The 14,130-nt window shown below is 62.2% G+C and carries 16 protein-coding genes; 10 read left to right on the top strand and 6 right to left on the bottom strand.

Translation table 11 applies throughout. The features are described from left to right. Positions 1-3: 3 nt before the first annotated feature. The 6 genes from QTL94_RS03365 to QTL94_RS03340 all read left to right on the top strand — a co-directional run bounded on the left by QTL94_RS03365 (position 4) and on the right by QTL94_RS03340 (position 6,315). Positions 4-981, top strand: a complete 978-nt coding sequence (locus QTL94_RS03365) for an ABC transporter permease subunit (protein ID WP_289800591.1) — start codon at positions 4-6, stop codon at positions 979-981. Between the two features lie 13 nt (positions 982-994). Further along, the gene (ugpE, locus tag QTL94_RS03360; protein WP_289800590.1) at positions 995-1,837 is read left to right on the top strand and encodes a sn-glycerol-3-phosphate ABC transporter permease UgpE; all 843 of its coding nucleotides are present in this window, start codon (positions 995-997) and stop codon (positions 1,835-1,837) included. An 11-nt stretch (positions 1,838-1,848) separates the two neighbouring features. Then, positions 1,849-2,949 (top strand): ABC transporter ATP-binding protein, encoded by a 1,101-nt coding sequence (locus QTL94_RS03355; protein WP_289800589.1) that lies wholly within the window; start codon positions 1,849-1,851, stop codon positions 2,947-2,949. A 120-nt stretch (positions 2,950-3,069) separates the two neighbouring features. Next, complete coding sequence (locus QTL94_RS03350) at positions 3,070-3,561, top strand: cupin domain-containing protein (protein WP_502944102.1); 492 nt, start codon at positions 3,070-3,072, stop codon at positions 3,559-3,561. Between the two features lie 95 nt (positions 3,562-3,656). Then, on the top strand, positions 3,657-4,604 hold the full coding sequence (gshB, locus tag QTL94_RS03345; protein WP_065692464.1) for a glutathione synthase: 948 nt from the start codon (positions 3,657-3,659) through the stop codon (positions 4,602-4,604). Positions 4,605-4,782: 178 nt separating this feature from the next. Beyond that, entirely contained in the window at positions 4,783-6,315 is a 1,533-nt protein-coding gene (locus tag QTL94_RS03340; RefSeq protein ID WP_289800587.1) for a YifB family Mg chelatase-like AAA ATPase, read from the top strand. A gap of 53 nt (positions 6,316-6,368) precedes the next feature. Here the strand turns inward: QTL94_RS03340 and cysK are convergent, their stop codons facing one another. Next, positions 6,369-7,331 carry a cysteine synthase A gene (gene cysK, locus QTL94_RS03335; protein ID WP_065689216.1) on the bottom strand — a complete coding sequence of 321 codons (963 nt, stop codon included), beginning with the start codon at positions 7,329-7,331 and terminating at the stop codon, positions 6,369-6,371. A 133-nt stretch (positions 7,332-7,464) separates the two neighbouring features. Then, positions 7,465-8,082 carry a LysE family translocator gene (locus QTL94_RS03330; protein WP_289800586.1) on the bottom strand — a complete coding sequence of 206 codons (618 nt, stop codon included), beginning with the start codon at positions 8,080-8,082 and terminating at the stop codon, positions 7,465-7,467. A gap of 200 nt (positions 8,083-8,282) precedes the next feature. Between QTL94_RS03330 and QTL94_RS03325 the strand changes: the two genes are divergently transcribed. Further along, positions 8,283-8,801: a Dps family protein gene (locus QTL94_RS03325; RefSeq protein WP_065689218.1), complete on the top strand. Its 519-nt coding sequence runs from the start codon at positions 8,283-8,285 to the stop codon at positions 8,799-8,801. 3 nt (positions 8,802-8,804) lie between these two features. Here the strand turns inward: QTL94_RS03325 and QTL94_RS03320 are convergent, their stop codons facing one another. Beyond that, positions 8,805-9,701 carry a DMT family transporter gene (locus QTL94_RS03320; RefSeq protein ID WP_289800585.1) on the bottom strand — a complete coding sequence of 299 codons (897 nt, stop codon included), beginning with the start codon at positions 9,699-9,701 and terminating at the stop codon, positions 8,805-8,807. Between the two features lie 111 nt (positions 9,702-9,812). Between QTL94_RS03320 and QTL94_RS03315 the strand changes: the two genes are divergently transcribed. Continuing rightward, complete coding sequence (locus tag QTL94_RS03315; protein WP_065689220.1) at positions 9,813-10,268, top strand: Lrp/AsnC family transcriptional regulator; 456 nt, start codon at positions 9,813-9,815, stop codon at positions 10,266-10,268. On the opposite strand, the gene QTL94_RS03310 is transcribed toward QTL94_RS03315, so the two are convergent. Beyond that, positions 10,265-11,164, bottom strand: a complete 900-nt coding sequence (locus tag QTL94_RS03310; RefSeq protein ID WP_289800584.1) for a GNAT family N-acetyltransferase — start codon at positions 11,162-11,164, stop codon at positions 10,265-10,267. The genes QTL94_RS03315 and QTL94_RS03310 overlap by 4 nt on opposite strands. Next, the gene (gene dut, locus QTL94_RS03305) at positions 11,164-11,634 is read right to left on the bottom strand and encodes a dUTP diphosphatase (protein ID WP_289800583.1); all 471 of its coding nucleotides are present in this window, start codon (positions 11,632-11,634) and stop codon (positions 11,164-11,166) included. Before dut ends, QTL94_RS03310 begins: the two co-directional genes overlap by 1 nt. Positions 11,635-11,724: 90 nt before the next feature. Here dut and QTL94_RS03300 point away from each other — a divergent pair, with 90 nt between their 5' ends. Together QTL94_RS03300 and tsaA are read left to right on the top strand one after the other, a co-directional pair. Continuing rightward, a complete protein-coding gene (locus QTL94_RS03300; RefSeq protein ID WP_289800582.1) occupies positions 11,725-13,308 on the top strand; it encodes a peptide chain release factor 3 in 1,584 nt (527 codons plus the stop codon). 56 nt (positions 13,309-13,364) lie between these two features. Further along, the gene (tsaA, locus tag QTL94_RS03295) at positions 13,365-13,889 is read left to right on the top strand and encodes a tRNA (N6-threonylcarbamoyladenosine(37)-N6)-methyltransferase TrmO (RefSeq protein WP_289800581.1); all 525 of its coding nucleotides are present in this window, start codon (positions 13,365-13,367) and stop codon (positions 13,887-13,889) included. Here the strand turns inward: tsaA and QTL94_RS03290 are convergent, their stop codons facing one another. After that, complete coding sequence (locus QTL94_RS03290) at positions 13,890-14,099, bottom strand: TOBE domain-containing protein (protein WP_289800580.1); 210 nt, start codon at positions 14,097-14,099, stop codon at positions 13,890-13,892. Positions 14,100-14,130 lie beyond the last annotated feature (31 nt).

Below are 14,130 nucleotides of genomic sequence, written 5' to 3'. Positions count from 1 at the left end.
CGCGTGGCCTATACACCTTCTCAACCTCGCCTCGGCCGGTTCATTCCGGGCTTAGCGGCAAGCGCCAGGAAACCGGCAGCCGCCGCCGAACCGTCAGGCGCCAAGCGCGTCCAGTTCTCGCCCTCGCTCATCCCCTATCTGTTCCTGGCGCCGCAGCTCGCGGTGATCTTCATTTTCTTCTACTGGCCGTCGGTACAGGCGGTGCAGTCGTCCTTCTACATCGAGGACCCCTTCGGCTTCGGCGCGACCTTTGTCGGCTTCGCCAACTATACGGACGCGATCTTCAGCCCCGAATATCTTGGTATCGCCAAGTTCACGGTCGTCTTCACTGGTCTGGTGACTTTCTTCTCGCTGGCGCTCGGTCTGCTGCTGGCGGTCAAGGCTGATGCCGTCATCCGCGGCAGTTCCGCCTACAAGACGCTGCTGATCTCCGTGTACGCGATCGCCCCGCCGGTCGCCGGCCTCATCGGCATGATGTTCTTCGACCTGCACATCGGCCCCTTCGTCAAGCTGGCGGCCTGGTTCGGTTGGGACATGCAGGTCGGTCTCAATTACTACGACACGGCTTTTGCGCTGATCGTCGTCGCGGTCTGGAAGCAGATCCCCTACAATTTCATCTTCTTCCTGTCTGGCCTGCAGGGCGTGCCGGTCTCCGTGCGCGAGGCCGCTACCATCGACTGCCGCTCGGGCTTCCGCCGGTTCTGGACGGTGACGCTGCCGTTGCTGGCGCCGACCGCCTTCTTCCTGCTGATCATCAACATCACCTACGCGCTGTTCGACACCTTCGGCGTTATCGATGTCATGGTGAAGGACAAGCCTGCCAACAATCCGATCACCCTTGTCTACAAGGTCTACATGGACGGCTTCCGCGGCAACGATATCGGCGGCTCGTCCGCGCAGTCGGTGATCCTGATGATTGTCGTCTTCGTCCTCACCATCATCCAGTTCCGCTTCATCGAGAAGCGCATCCACTACACGTGATCGGGAAAGGCCAATGTACAAGACGAAACCTCTCGATCACCTGATCCTCATCCTCGGCGCGCTGTTTTTGATCCTGCCCGTGATCGTCGCCTTCATGACCTCGACTCACGAAGCGGCCGAAATCCACACCAAGGGCCTGATGATCACGCCCGGCGACAATTTCGTCGGCACCTACGAGAAGGTCCTCACCCAGAAGGGCGGCTTTACCGGCGAGATTACCGGCCTCAACATGGTGTTGAACTCGCTGATCCTCGGTGTCGGCTTTGCCGTCGGCAAGATCGTGCTGTCGATGATGGCGGCCTACGCCATCGTCTACTTCCGCTTCCGGTTCGCGACGCTCGCCTTCTGGATCATCTTCACGACGCTGCTGTTGCCGCTCGAAGTGCGCATCATGCCGTCCTATGAAGTCATGAGCAAACTCGGACTGCTGAACTCATACACCGGCCTCATCGTGCCGCTGCTCGCCTCGGCGACCGGCACCTTCTATTTCCGCCAGTTCTTCAAGTCGGTTCCCGAGGAACTGCTGGAGGCCGCCCGTATCGATGGCGCCGGGCCGTTCAAGTTCTTCGTCGATATTCTGATCCCGCTGTCGCGCACCATGATGGCGGCGATCTTCATCATCATGTTCGTCTATGGCTGGAACCAGTATCTCTGGCCTATGCTGATGACGACCGACGAGAGCTTCTTCACGCTCATGCGCGGCATCAAGTCGATCCTGCAGGTCTGGGTCGGTTCGCAAATTCCCGATTACAACGAAGCCTTTGCACTCGCCGTGCTGGCCATGCTGCCGCCGGTGCTGATCGTCGTGATTTTCCAGAGATGGTTCATCAAGGGCCTCACCGAGAGCGACAAGTAAGGAAGAAAAACATGGCACGGATCGAAATCTCGAAGGTCTGCAAGGATTATCATGGCGGCGTCCGCGCCGTGAACGGCGTCGATATCTCGATCGCCGATGGCGAGTTCATCGTCCTCGTCGGCCCGTCCGGCTGCGGCAAGTCCACGCTGCTGCGCATGGTGGCGGGGCTTGAGGAGATCTCCGACGGCACCGTTATTATCGGCGACCGCGAGGTAAACCGCGTCGACCCCGCCGATCGCGACATCGCCATGGTCTTCCAGAACTATGCGCTCTACCCGCACATGACGGTGCGCGAGAACCTGGAGTACGGCTTGAAGAACCGCAAGACGCCGAAGTCCGAGATCGACGCGCGCGTTGCCGAAGCCGCCCGCATGCTGCAGCTCGAGCCCTATCTCGACCGCCGCCCGCGCGCGCTGTCAGGTGGTCAGCGCCAGCGCGTTGCCATGGGCCGCGCCATCGTCCGCAAGCCGGCTGCCTTCCTGTTCGACGAGCCGTTGTCGAACCTCGATGCCAAGCTGCGTGTTTCCATGCGCGGCGAAATCAAGCGCCTGCAGCGCCGCCTCGGCACCACCTCGCTCTACGTCACCCACGATCAGCTGGAAGCGATGACGCTCGCCGATCGCCTCGTGGTGCTGAGCCATGGCGAGATCGAGCAAATCGGCACGCCGCTCGAGGTGTATCATCGCCCGACCTCCACTTTCGTCGCGAGCTTCATCGGCTCGCCGGCCATGAACCTGCTCAAGGGCGAACTGCACGGCGACAAGCTGGCGCTTGGGCCGAACCTGATCGATCTGGCCGGCAATGCCCCCACATCCGGCCCGGTAACGGTCGGAATCCGCGCCGAGGACCTGCGGCTGGCCGAGCCGTCGGAACATGCCCTGGAGCTGACTGCGGATTACATCGAAGAGCTCGGTTCGCAGCGCCTTGTCCACGGCCTTCTCGGAGATCAACCGTTGACGGCAATCCTCTCACCGGAGACACAGCTGTCCTCTGAGCTTCGCCTCTTCGTTCAGCCGCAAAAGCTGCACTTCTTTGCTCATGATACCGGCAAGCGCATCGATGCCGAGATAGCCCGTCAATCCGTCGCAGCGGTGGGCCTGGCACACGTCTAACTAGTACAATGGTATATATCTCTAATTTTAACGGCTGAACGCACCGCGCCTTTACAACTCTCTGCTATCCCGGCACCATCGCTCATGGCGGTGACGGGGGTTTTTATGGGTTTGCACATGATGCTGGCGAGCATGGTCGCAATGGCCGCGCGCGTCGTACCTTTTTCCATGCCAATCCAGGCGTCGGGAAAGTCCTTTGTGGCGGCATCGGGAGAGCGTCTCTCCATGCGGTCCACGCCGATCAATCCGGAATGGATCACGAAGGGCGAGCCGCAGGCGCGCACGGCGGAGCATTCTCGCAGCCACGATGACGCGGCCCTGACCGCGATCTGGGACTGCACGGCAGGGGAGTTCCGCTGGTTCTTCGGTTGGGACGAAACGGTGATGATCCTGGAAGGTGAGGTTCATATCGTTGCCGAGGATGGCGCCGAGCGCACGCTCAGCGCTGGCGACGTTGCGTTCTTCGCAGCCGGCACGTGGGCGCACTGGCGGGTCGACACCTACGTTCGCAAGGTGGCGTTCCTACGCAAGCCGTTTCCTAAGCCCGTGGCGCTGGCTTATCGTCTGCGAAACCTTATTCGCAACAACGGTCCGCAGGGCCTGGCGGCCTAAAAACCCACGCGCTTGCCGGCCAAAGCCATGGATTGGCCGTTGCGTTCAGGGGTTCGGCAGCCTACATCTGTCCCGCACGAGCTAAGGGACGAAAAATGGCCAAGATCAAGAACGTAGCGGTCCAGATGGACCATGTCGCCGGCATCAATATTGCAGGCGATTCCACCTTCGCCATGAGCCTCGAGGCGCAGAGCCGTGGCTATCAGCTTTTTCATTATACGCCGGATCGCCTGAGCTTCCTCGATGGCAAGCTCTATGCGTCGGTTGAGCCGATGACGCTGCGCGACGTCAAGGGAGACCACTTCGATCTCGGCGCGCCGGAGCGCGTCGATCTCTCGACCATGGATGTCATCCTGCTTCGCCAGGACCCGCCCTTCGACATGTCCTACATTACCTCCACCCACCTACTGGAACGCATTCACCCGAAAACGCTGGTGGTGAACGATCCGGCATGGGTCCGCAACTCGCCGGAAAAGATCTTCGTCACCGAGTTCGCCGACCTGATGCCGAAGACGCTGATCACCAAGGATCCGGCCGAGATCCGCCGCTTCCGCGATGAGATGGGCGACATCATCCTCAAGCCGCTCTATGGCAATGGTGGCGCCGGTGTCTTCCATTCGACCAAGGACGATCGCAATCTTTCGTCGCTGCTCGAAATGTTCGGCCAGCTCTTCCGTGAACCCTTCATCGCCCAGCAGTACCTGCCGGACGTCCGCAAGGGCGACAAGCGTATCCTGCTCGTCGATGGCGAGCCTGTCGGCGCCATCAACCGCGTGCCCGCCGAGCATGACAGCCGCTCCAACATGCATGTCGGCGGTCGCGCCGAGGCGACGGAACTGACCGAGCGCGAAAAGGAAATCTGCCGGCGCATCGGTCCCGCGCTGCGCGAGCGCGGTTTCCTGTTCGTCGGCATCGACGTCATCGGTGACTACATGACCGAAATCAACGTCACGTCGCCGACCGGCATTCGCGAAGTTCGCAAGTTCGGCGGCGCCGATGTCGCCAGCCTTCTGTGGGATGCGATCGAACGCAAGCGGTCGTAACCGCGATTTCTTCCCTTTGTTCCAGCCCTGCAACCCGCTGCAACCTGATTGCAGCGGGGACGTGAATTTGTTCCTTTATTGTTCTTGTTCCATTCTGATTTCTATGCCAGATTGCAATCCGCGACGATGATAGGTCGCCAAATGAGGTGTAAACGGTTGCGCCACAGGGGATCGGGGCATGGTCGCACGCGTCAGTACGGTTGCATTCCAGGGCATTGAAGGCGTTCCGGTCGAGGTCCAGGTGATGGTTGCACCCGGCAAGGTCGTGACGCAGATCGTCGGCTTGCCCGATAAGGCGGTTGCAGAAAGCCGCGAGCGGGTGCACGCGGCACTGCACGCCTCAGGATTGGCGTTGCCGGCCAAGAGGATCACGGTCAATCTCGCGCCGGCCGACTTGCCGAAGGAGGGGTCGCATTTCGACCTACCGATCGCGCTCGGCCTGATGGCGGCACTTGGGGCGATCCCGGCCGACGCACTCGCCGGCTACGTCGTCATCGGTGAACTTAATCTCGATGGCACGATTGCCCCTGTGGCCGGGGCGCTGCCGGCAGCCATCGGCGCCAACGCCATCGGCAAGGGGCTGATCTGCCCGGCCGAAAGCGGTCCGGAAGCGGCATGGGCAGGCGCCGATATCGATATTCTGGCGCCGCGCAGCCTAATTGCGCTCGCCAATCATTTTCGCGGCACGCAAGTCCTGTCGCGCCCGGAACCATCGATCCGGACGAATGCAGCCAATCTGCCCGACCTCGCCGATATCAAGGGTCAGGAGAGCGCCAAGCGCGCGCTGGAAGTCGCAGCCGCCGGCGGACATAACCTCTTGATGGTCGGCCCGCCCGGCTCGGGCAAGTCGATGCTGGCCGCCCGCCTGCCGTCGATCCTGCCGCCGCTGTCAGCCGCGGAGCTTCTTGAAGTGTCGATGGTGCATTCGATCGCTGGCCAACTATCCGGCGGCAAGCTCTCCGATCGCCGGCCGTTTCGCACGCCGCATCATTCGGCGACGATGGCGGCACTGGTCGGCGGCGGATTTCGTGCAAGGCCGGGGGAGGCGTCGCTGGCGCATCACGGCGTGCTGTTCCTCGATGAGTTTCCGGAGTTCTCGCCACAGGTGCTCGATGCTCTGCGCCAACCGCTCGAAAGCGGCGAGTGCATCATTGCGCGGGCCAATCACCGGGTCTCCTATCCCGCCAGCATCCAGCTCGTTGCCGCCATGAACCCCTGCCGCTGCGGTATGGCGGGCGAGCCCGGGCACAGCTGCGCCCGCGGTCCACGCTGCATGTCCGATTATCAGGCCCGGATTTCCGGTCCGCTGATGGACCGCATCGATATTCGCATCGACGTTCCGGCCGTTTCCGCCGTCGATCTTCTTCGACCGATGCCGGCGGAGAAGAGCGCCGACGTCGCGCGTCGCGTTGCTCGTGCGCGGGATATCCAGCGCGATCGGTTTGCCGCCGCCGGGTCTTCCGACACCGGCACCAATGCACGCTGCTCGACGGCGATGATCGAGACTTATGCGGCTCCCGATCCAGGCGGGCTGCAATTGCTTCGTGATGCCGCCGAGCGAATGAAGTTCTCGGCGCGTGGCTATCACCGTGTTCTCAAGGTGGCGCGAACGCTGGCCGATCTCGACGGTCAGGAGACGGTTGGCCGGATCCATCTGGCGGAGGCCATCTCCTATCGCATGGCCGGCGAGCGGCTGACGGCGGTGGCCTGACAACGCAAAAGGGGCACCGAAGTGCCCCTAGACTGAAGAGAAATGACGGCAGCTTAGCCGCCGAGGCCTTCGAACAGCGCCGTCGAAAGATAGCGCTCGGCAAAGGACGGGATGATCACGACGATGTTCTTGCCGGCATTTTCGTCGCGGCTGCCGACCTTGATGGCGGCCGTCAACGCAGCACCGGAGGAGATGCCGACCGGTACACCCTCAAGCCTTGCGACATGCCGGGCCGTCTCAAGCGCTTCGGCACTGCTGACGGTCACGATCTCGTCGTAGATGTGCGTATCGAGGATCGCGGGTGCGAATCCGGCGCCAATGCCCTGTATCTTGTGAGGACCCGGCTGGCCGCCCGAAAGAACAGGCGATTCCGCCGGCTCGACGGCGATCACCTTGACGCTCGGCTTCTTGGACTTCAGGACCTGGCCGGCGCCCGTGATCGTGCCGCCGGTGCCGATGCCGGAAACCAGGATATCGACCGTGCCGTCGGTATCGTTCCAGATTTCCTCGGCCGTCGTCTTGCGGTGAATTTCCGGGTTGGCAGGATTTTCGAACTGCTGCGGGATGATGGCGTCCGGCAGTGTCGCGGCCAGTTCCTCGGCCTTGGCGATCGCGCCCTTCATGCCCTTCGGACCTTCGGTCAGCACCAGCTCGGCGCCGAGCAGCGCCAGCATCTTGCGACGCTCGATCGACATCGTTTCCGGCATGGTGAGGATCAGCTTGTAGCCCTTGGCGGCTGCCGCGAAGGCAAGGGCGATGCCGGTGTTGCCGGAGGTCGGCTCGATCAGCGTCGTCTTGCCGGGAGAAATCTTGCCTTGCGCCTCCAGCGACTCGATCATCGCGACGCCGATGCGGTCCTTGACCGAGGCGATCGGATTGAAGAATTCAAGCTTCGCCAGCAGGTTCGCCTTGACGCCCTTCTCCTTGGCCAGTTTGTCGAGCCTGACGATCGGCGTATCGCCGATGGTATCGGTAATTGACGCGTAAATGCGGCCACGGCCCGGTTTCTTCGACATGATCAACTCCCGTTATGAACTGTGTCCTGACAATAGGGTCAAAGCGGGGTGGAGACCAGAGCGGCTTCATCCACGCAGCATTGGCTTCAGAGAAAATATCCTTTGAAAACCAAGCTTTGCCGCACGAAATTTTTCAGGCAGCGCGTGTGGCGATGAAGGCTGCAGTGCCCGCCAGAATGCTGGCCGCCACCCGGTTCAAAAGCTGCAGTGCGCGCGGCTGCTTCAGCAGCGTGCGGGCGTGCGAGGCAAGCATCATGTAGGGTATCAGCACCACCAGAAGAACCGCTGACGTCGTCACCAGCAGGATCCCGTATTCGCGAAGTCCGATGCTGTTGATGTCGATGAGGGTCGGCACGAGAGCCACGTAGAAGAGCATGGTCTTCGGGTTGCCGAGCGTCACCAGCAGACCCGACAGGAAGCTCATTCCGATGCTGCTGGATTTTTTGGCCGTGATGTTCTGCGGCAAGAGGCCAGCCGTCCACAGCTTGTAGGCGATATAGCCGAGGTAGAGCGCACCTGCGATCTTGATGACGATGAAGACCTCGGTGAAGGTCTGCGCCACGAAGGCAAGCCCGAGGATAACAGCCGTCAGATAGGTCATGTCGCCGAGCACGAGGCCGAGACCCATGAAGAAGGTTTCGCGAAAGCTCGAGCCGAGCGCACGGGCGACAATCGCCGTGATGCCGGGTCCTGGAATGACGGCTGCGATGAATAGCGCCGCCGCGTAGGCGAAGAGGGCGGTAATCGACATGCTGGCCTCCAACTTTGTCGCCTTCTACGCTCGTCCTCGCCGCGTTTCAAGCGCCGCGGGGGCGGTCGCGCTATTGACGCGAGCCCGCCCGCTTCTAGATCTCAGGCAGTGGCGGGCTGTCCACCTTGGCTCTCCCACCGCGTCAAGAATTCGTTCTGGCACCTCGCAACCGATCGCCTGTCTGGCGAAGGAGAAGTTTGATGAGTCCCACTGCAGTCGAAAAGCGCAGAATGGCGCCACTTGCCACCCCAACCGACCTCAAGGGCAACGCCATTCAGGACATTTCCGGTGCCCTGGCCGCATTGCTTGCCGATGTCTTTGCGCTCTACATGAAGACCAAGAATTTCCACTGGCACATGTCCGGTCCGCATTTCCGCGATTACCATCTGCTGCTTGACGAGCAGAGCGAGCAGATTTTCGCAATGACGGATGCTGTTGCCGAGCGTGCCCGCAAGATCGGCGGCACCACGCTGCGCTCGATCGGCCATATCGGACGGCTGCAGCGGATCAACGACAATGATGCGGACTATGTGACGCCGGAAGACATGCTGGCCGAACTGCGCGACGATAACAAGCAGCTCATTTCGCTGCTGCGCGAGACCCACGATGTCTGCTCAGAGCACAATGACGTTGCCACCACGAGCCTCCTCGAGAACTGGATCGATGAGGCTGAGCGCCGCCATTGGTTCCTGTTCGAAATGACGCGGCAGGCCAAGTAACAGTCAGCTTGCGCGGGCGCCCAGCAATCGCATGGGCGTCCAGCCGAGGTTCATGCCCGCAGCCGCAAGCAGGATGATTGCCGCGCCGGCGATCTGCAGCGGCTGCAGCGCGTGACCGAAGGTCAGCCGATCGACGAGGATGGCCGCGATCGGATAGATGAAGGAAAGCGCGCCGGTGAGATGGATCGGCAGCTTCTGGATGGCCCCATAAAGCAGCACATACATCAGCCCTGTATGAACGACACCCATGGTGGCGAGGAGCAGCCACGTCTGCGCGTTCGCCGGTTGGCTGGAGAAGTCGGTCATCGGCAGCAGCATGACGACGCCGGTGGCAACCTGGATCAAGGCAATGAGATGCGGTGGCGTTCCCTTGAGCCACTTGGCCGCAAGAGCGGCGAGCGCGTAGAAGAAGGCGGCGGCAAGCGCCATGGCAATGCCGAGCGCGTAGCCATTGTCCGTTCCTTCGATGTTCGGCTTGGCTTCAACGATCGCGATCATGCCGGCGAAGGCAAGCGTCAGCCAGAACAGCTTCGTAGCGGTGATCTTTTCCCCGAGGAACAGCGCGCCGAGCCCAAGTAGCATGAATGGCTGGGTGTTGTAGACGGTCGTTGCGACCGAAATCGATGCGTGTTTGTAGGACGCGAACAGCAGCAACCAGTTGAGGACGATGGCAACCCCACCGAAAACCGCGATCGCGAAGGATCGCAGGCTGAGCATGCCCGGCCGCAGCAGACCCATCGCGGCGCAGACGACAAACAGGCTGATGGCGCCGAACAGGCAGCGCCAGAAAACGACGCTGCTCACGGGCTGACCGGAGACAACCACGAACCACCCGATCGTCCCTGAAATCAGCATGGCCGCGGTCATTTGCACGGTGCCGCTGCGGATATCCTTCTGCATTGTTGCCTCCATTGCCAGGAAGCAAATCATATTGTCGCAGGTCGCCGCATTATATAGGGTTGATGAGGTTCGGTTTGGCTTTGACCTAATATCGTTAGGAGTTCTGCGATTTTGCCTAACAATGATCTCGATGCCATCGACCAGAGGATTCTCGATGCCCTTGCCGGCAACGCGCGGATGTCGCTGAAAGAACTGGCCCAGGCCGCCGGCCTTTCGTCGCCGAGCGCGGCAGAGCGTCTGCGCCGTCTCGAAGAGCGCGGCGTGATCGCCGCCTTCACGATCGATATCGATGCGGCCGCCGTCGGTTATCCGCTGCAGGCAATCATTCGCGTGCGTCCGCTTCCCGGCCAGTTGCATGTCGTGGAGCGGATCATTCAGGAAACGCCGGAATTCGTGGAGTGTGACAAGGTGACGGGCGACGATTGCTTCATCGCCCGGCTTGTCGTCCGTTCCATGGCCCAGCTGGACACGATCTTGGACAGGGTGGCCGAAAAGGCCGAGACCAGCACCTCGATGGTCAAGGCGTCGCCGGTCAAGCGTCGTCTGCCGCCGTTGTCAGGCGTCTAGAAATCAGCCATCGGCGAGAGCATTGCCGGCATGTCGACTGCTATCGGCGTGGAGGATCGGATCATGACGCACGTTGCGCCATCCAGCGGCTTCGGCTCGCCGGTCCAGCCCAGCTTGTCCGGCCGGAACAGCACCTCGGCAACCGCAGGCTGAAGATCCAGCCCTCCGAGAATGGCAGCGAGCGAGGGGATGGCGGCTGCCACGACATCCAGCAGAATGAAGCGCTCGTCTCCATCCGCCTTCCAGGCGACCAAGGCGTTGTGGTCATCGAGCCAGCTTAGCTGAACGTCCGGATCGAATTGCGTATTGATCAGGAACATGGCCGCGCTCTGGCAAACGGCGAGGCTATCCGACACCGGCGTGCGCGCCCTCAGAGCGTCTTGCAGCAGGCGAAGGTCGGCCGGTTCCCACGGATCAAGACGTCGCGCCGGCGCAGTCCTTGGCGCTGGCGCCGGTGCAGGCCCAGTGAAGTTGTGAAGCGACAGAGAACGAAAGCCGTAGGGCTCGTAAAGCGCGGGCTTGTCCGTATAGAGGACGATCGCCTCGAAGCCTTTTGCCTCGCACCATTCAAGCGCCTTCAGGGTGACATCGCGATAGAGGCCACGTCCGCGCCAGGGCGGCCGAACGGCGCCGGATTGGAAAGCGGCAGCCCGCACCAGGCGGCCATTGATCATCATCGGCATCGAAAAGGCCGCGAGGTTGGCGGCTAGCGTGCCATCCGCGTCGAACCACCCGAACGGCATGCAGGACGGATCGGGCCCGCCAAGCCGCTGAAGCGGATCGATATCGATGCCGAACGTATCCTGAAGCAGGGCAACGAATGCCGACCACGCCTTGTCGTCGGCAAAATAGTCCTGCCGGAAGGTGAGGCCGGAGCTGTCGGTCGCCTTTTCCATCACACGCCGGTGGAGCCGAAACCGCCGGCGCCACGCGCCGTCGTGCTGGCCTCGGTGATTTCGGCGACGCGCGCCTGCGTCACCGGCGCGATCACCATCTGGGCGATCCGCATGCCGCGGGTGATCTCGAACGGCTCCTCGCCGAGATTGATGAGCAGCACTTTCACTTCGCCGCGATAATCGCTGTCGATCGTGCCTGGTGTGTTGAGGCAGGTAATGCCGTTCTTGAAGGCGAGGCCGGAGCGCGGGCGGATCTGGCCCTCGAATCCATCAGGAATCTCGAAGATCAGCCCCGTCGGCACCAGCGCGCGCTTGCCTGATGCAAGCACCATCGGCGCACCGTCGTCGACGGCGGCGCGCAGGTCCATGCCGGCGGCACCCTTGGTTTCATAGGCGGGCAGCTCGATGCCTTCGCCATGGGGCAGACGCAGGAGATTGAGGGTCGGGCGGGTATCGGTGTGAATGGTCATGCGCCATTACTTTGCCCCCGCAAGGCCAAGGTCAATTGCAAAGCGGCGCCTAAATCGCTAGATACGCCGCAACTCCACAGGATTCATAGCATGGCCGAAAGTCTCGCCGAGGCGGTTTCCCGCCGCCGCACATTCGCTATTATCGCCCACCCGGACGCGGGCAAGACGACGCTGACCGAAAAGCTGCTGCTGTTCGGCGGCGCCATTCAGCTCGCCGGTGAAGTCAAGGCGAAGAAGGATCGCATCCAGACCCGGTCGGACTGGATGAAGATCGAGCGCGAGCGCGGCATCTCGGTCGTCACCTCGGTGATGACCTTCGAGTACGAAGGCAATGTCTTCAACATTCTCGACACGCCCGGCCACGAAGACTTCGCCGACGACACCTACCGCACGCTGACGGCGGTGGATGCGGCCGTCATGGTCATCGACGCCGCCAAGGGTATCGAGCCCAGAACGCTGAAGCTCTTCGAAGTCTGCCGCATGCGCGACATCCCGATCATCACCTTCATCAACAAGATGGACCGCGAGAGCCGCGATCCCTTCGAGATCCTGGATGAGGTCGAGGAAAAGCTGGCGCTCGATACCGCCCCGGTCACCTGGCCGATCGGCCGCTCCAAGACCTTCTGCGGCTCCTATCATCTCGCCGACAACACCGTGCGCGGTTCCGATACGGAAGTGACGCCCACCAAGGTCAACGGCCCGCAGGCGGTCGCCGACCGGCTGCCGGAAAACGAGCGCTCGGCCTTCGTCGAGGAGACGGAGCTGGCGATCGAAGCCTGCCGCCCCTTCGACCGCAAGGCCTTCCTCGAAGGTCACCTGACGCCTGTCTTCTTCGGCTCGGCGCTTCGCAATTTCGGTGTCCGCGATCTCATCAACGCGCTCGGCGAGTTCGCGCCGCCGCCGCGCGACCAGGTCGCCGATATCAGAACCGTGCATGCTGCCGAAGACAAGATGACGGCCTTCGTCTTCAAGATCCAGGCCAACATGGACCCCAACCACCGCGACCGCATCGCCTTCGCCCGCATCTGCTCCGGCAAGCTGGAGCGCGGCATGAAGGCGCGTCTCGCCCGCACCGGCAAACAGCTCGGCCTCACCGCGCCGCAGTTCTTCTTCGCCTCGCAGCGCCAGCTGGCCGACACCGCCTTTGCCGGCGACGTCGTCGGCATCCCGAACCACGGGACGTTGCGCATCGGCGATACGCTGACGGAAGGCGAGGCGCTGGTGTTCCAGGGCGTGCCGAACTTCTCGCCGGAAATCCTGCGCCGCGTGCGCCTGGAAGACGCGATGAAGGCGAAGAAGCTCAAGGAAGCGCTGCAGCAGATGGCCGAAGAGGGCGTCGTCCAGCTCTTCTCACCGGAAGATGGTTCGCCGGCTATCGTTGGCGTCGTTGGCGCGCTGCAGCTCGACGTTCTGAAGGAGCGCCTGTCGGCCGAATATACGCTGCCGGTCTCGTTCGAAATGTCGCGCTTCTCCGTCTGCCGCTGGATCTCGTCCGACCAGCCGGCCGAGCTCGACAAGTTCCTGAACGTCAAGCGCGGCGACATCGCCCGCGACCTCGACGGCGACCCGGTTTTCCTGGCGCAGGACAGCTTCTCGCTGCGCTACGAATCCGAACGCTTCCCCGCGATCAAGATGGTTGCCATCAAGGAATATCACGTCGCCAAGGCGGCGTGATATTTCATCGGCTATAACGCCATGCCATACTGCTTCCCGCAAACGGGGAGCGCAGCATGGTCAGGGAAAACGAAATCCGGAAAAACGAAGTGGCGGTCAATGTGCCGCCGCCCGCCGATGCCGGCCTGATCTTCATCGGCCGCATCCTGACGCCCTGGACCTCGCGCATGGAAACGCCGCGCCAGGGGCGCCACGACGGGCCGATCTGCCGGATCGAGATATTCGAGCCCTGGGCGCAGGCGCTGCAGGGTGTCGAGGCCTTCGAGCGGCTGGAAATCCTCTATTGGCTGGATCGCTCCCGCCGCGACCTCGTGCTGCAGAGCCCGGCCAATTCGGGCAAGGTGCACGGCACCTTCTCGCTCCGCTCCCCCGTCCGTCCCAATCCGATCGGCACGTCCATCGTCAAACTGGAAGCCGTGGAGGGATCGACGCTTCTGGTGCGCGGCATGGATTGCCTCGACGGCACGCCGCTGCTCGACCTGAAGCCGGATCGCACCCTATTCAAGCCAGTCGCGCCGCCGCAGCCCGGCGATTTCCAGACCGGCGACGACGGAACGGCGCATTATTGCCAGAAGGCATGATCAGTCGACGGCGACCATCACGTCTGAAGCCTTGACCACGGCATAAGCCTCGGAGCCGACGGCCAAGCCGAGTTCCTTTACCGCCTCGTTTGTGATCGACGCCGTCACGATTGAGCCGCCGCCGATATCGATACGCACATGCGCCGTCGTGGCGCCGAGCGTGATCTCGACGACCTTACCCTTCAGGCGGTTGCGAGCGCTGATTTTCATGATTTTTCTCCCTGTTGCGATGGCGAAACCT

This window comes from Rhizobium sp. S96 (assembly GCF_030382195.1).
In the GTDB taxonomy this organism is placed as follows: Bacteria; Pseudomonadota; Alphaproteobacteria; order Rhizobiales; family Rhizobiaceae; genus Rhizobium.
Note: the sequence above shows the minus strand (reverse complement) of the source record. Positions and strands in the feature narration are given on the sequence as shown.

Bases quoted from the DNA above. Each gene is read 5' to 3' on its own strand.
- QTL94_RS03320 (WP_289800585.1), bottom strand. From the start codon at position 9,701: ATGCAGAAGGATATCCGCAGCGGCACCGTGCAAATGACCGCGGCCATG.
- QTL94_RS03355 (WP_289800589.1), top strand. From the start codon at position 1,849: ATGGCACGGATCGAAATCTCGAAGGTCTGCAAGGATTATCATGGCGGC.
- QTL94_RS03340 (WP_289800587.1), top strand. From the start codon at position 4,783: ATGGTCGCACGCGTCAGTACGGTTGCATTCCAGGGCATTGAAGGCGTT.
- tsaA (WP_289800581.1), top strand. From the start codon at position 13,365: ATGGTCAGGGAAAACGAAATCCGGAAAAACGAAGTGGCGGTCAATGTG.
- QTL94_RS03330 (WP_289800586.1), bottom strand. From the start codon at position 8,082: ATGTCGATTACCGCCCTCTTCGCCTACGCGGCGGCGCTATTCATCGCA.
- QTL94_RS03300 (WP_289800582.1), top strand. From the start codon at position 11,725: ATGGCCGAAAGTCTCGCCGAGGCGGTTTCCCGCCGCCGCACATTCGCT.
- QTL94_RS03290 (WP_289800580.1), bottom strand. From the start codon at position 14,099: ATGAAAATCAGCGCTCGCAACCGCCTGAAGGGTAAGGTCGTCGAGATC.
- QTL94_RS03310 (WP_289800584.1), bottom strand. From the start codon at position 11,164: ATGGAAAAGGCGACCGACAGCTCCGGCCTCACCTTCCGGCAGGACTAT.
- QTL94_RS03325 (WP_065689218.1), top strand. From the start codon at position 8,283: ATGAGTCCCACTGCAGTCGAAAAGCGCAGAATGGCGCCACTTGCCACC.
- ugpE (WP_289800590.1), top strand. From the start codon at position 995: ATGTACAAGACGAAACCTCTCGATCACCTGATCCTCATCCTCGGCGCG.
- gshB (WP_065692464.1), top strand. From the start codon at position 3,657: ATGGCCAAGATCAAGAACGTAGCGGTCCAGATGGACCATGTCGCCGGC.
- QTL94_RS03350 (WP_502944102.1), top strand. From the start codon at position 3,070: ATGCTGGCGAGCATGGTCGCAATGGCCGCGCGCGTCGTACCTTTTTCC.
- cysK (WP_065689216.1), bottom strand. From the start codon at position 7,331: ATGTCGAAGAAACCGGGCCGTGGCCGCATTTACGCGTCAATTACCGAT.
- dut (WP_289800583.1), bottom strand. From the start codon at position 11,634: ATGACCATTCACACCGATACCCGCCCGACCCTCAATCTCCTGCGTCTG.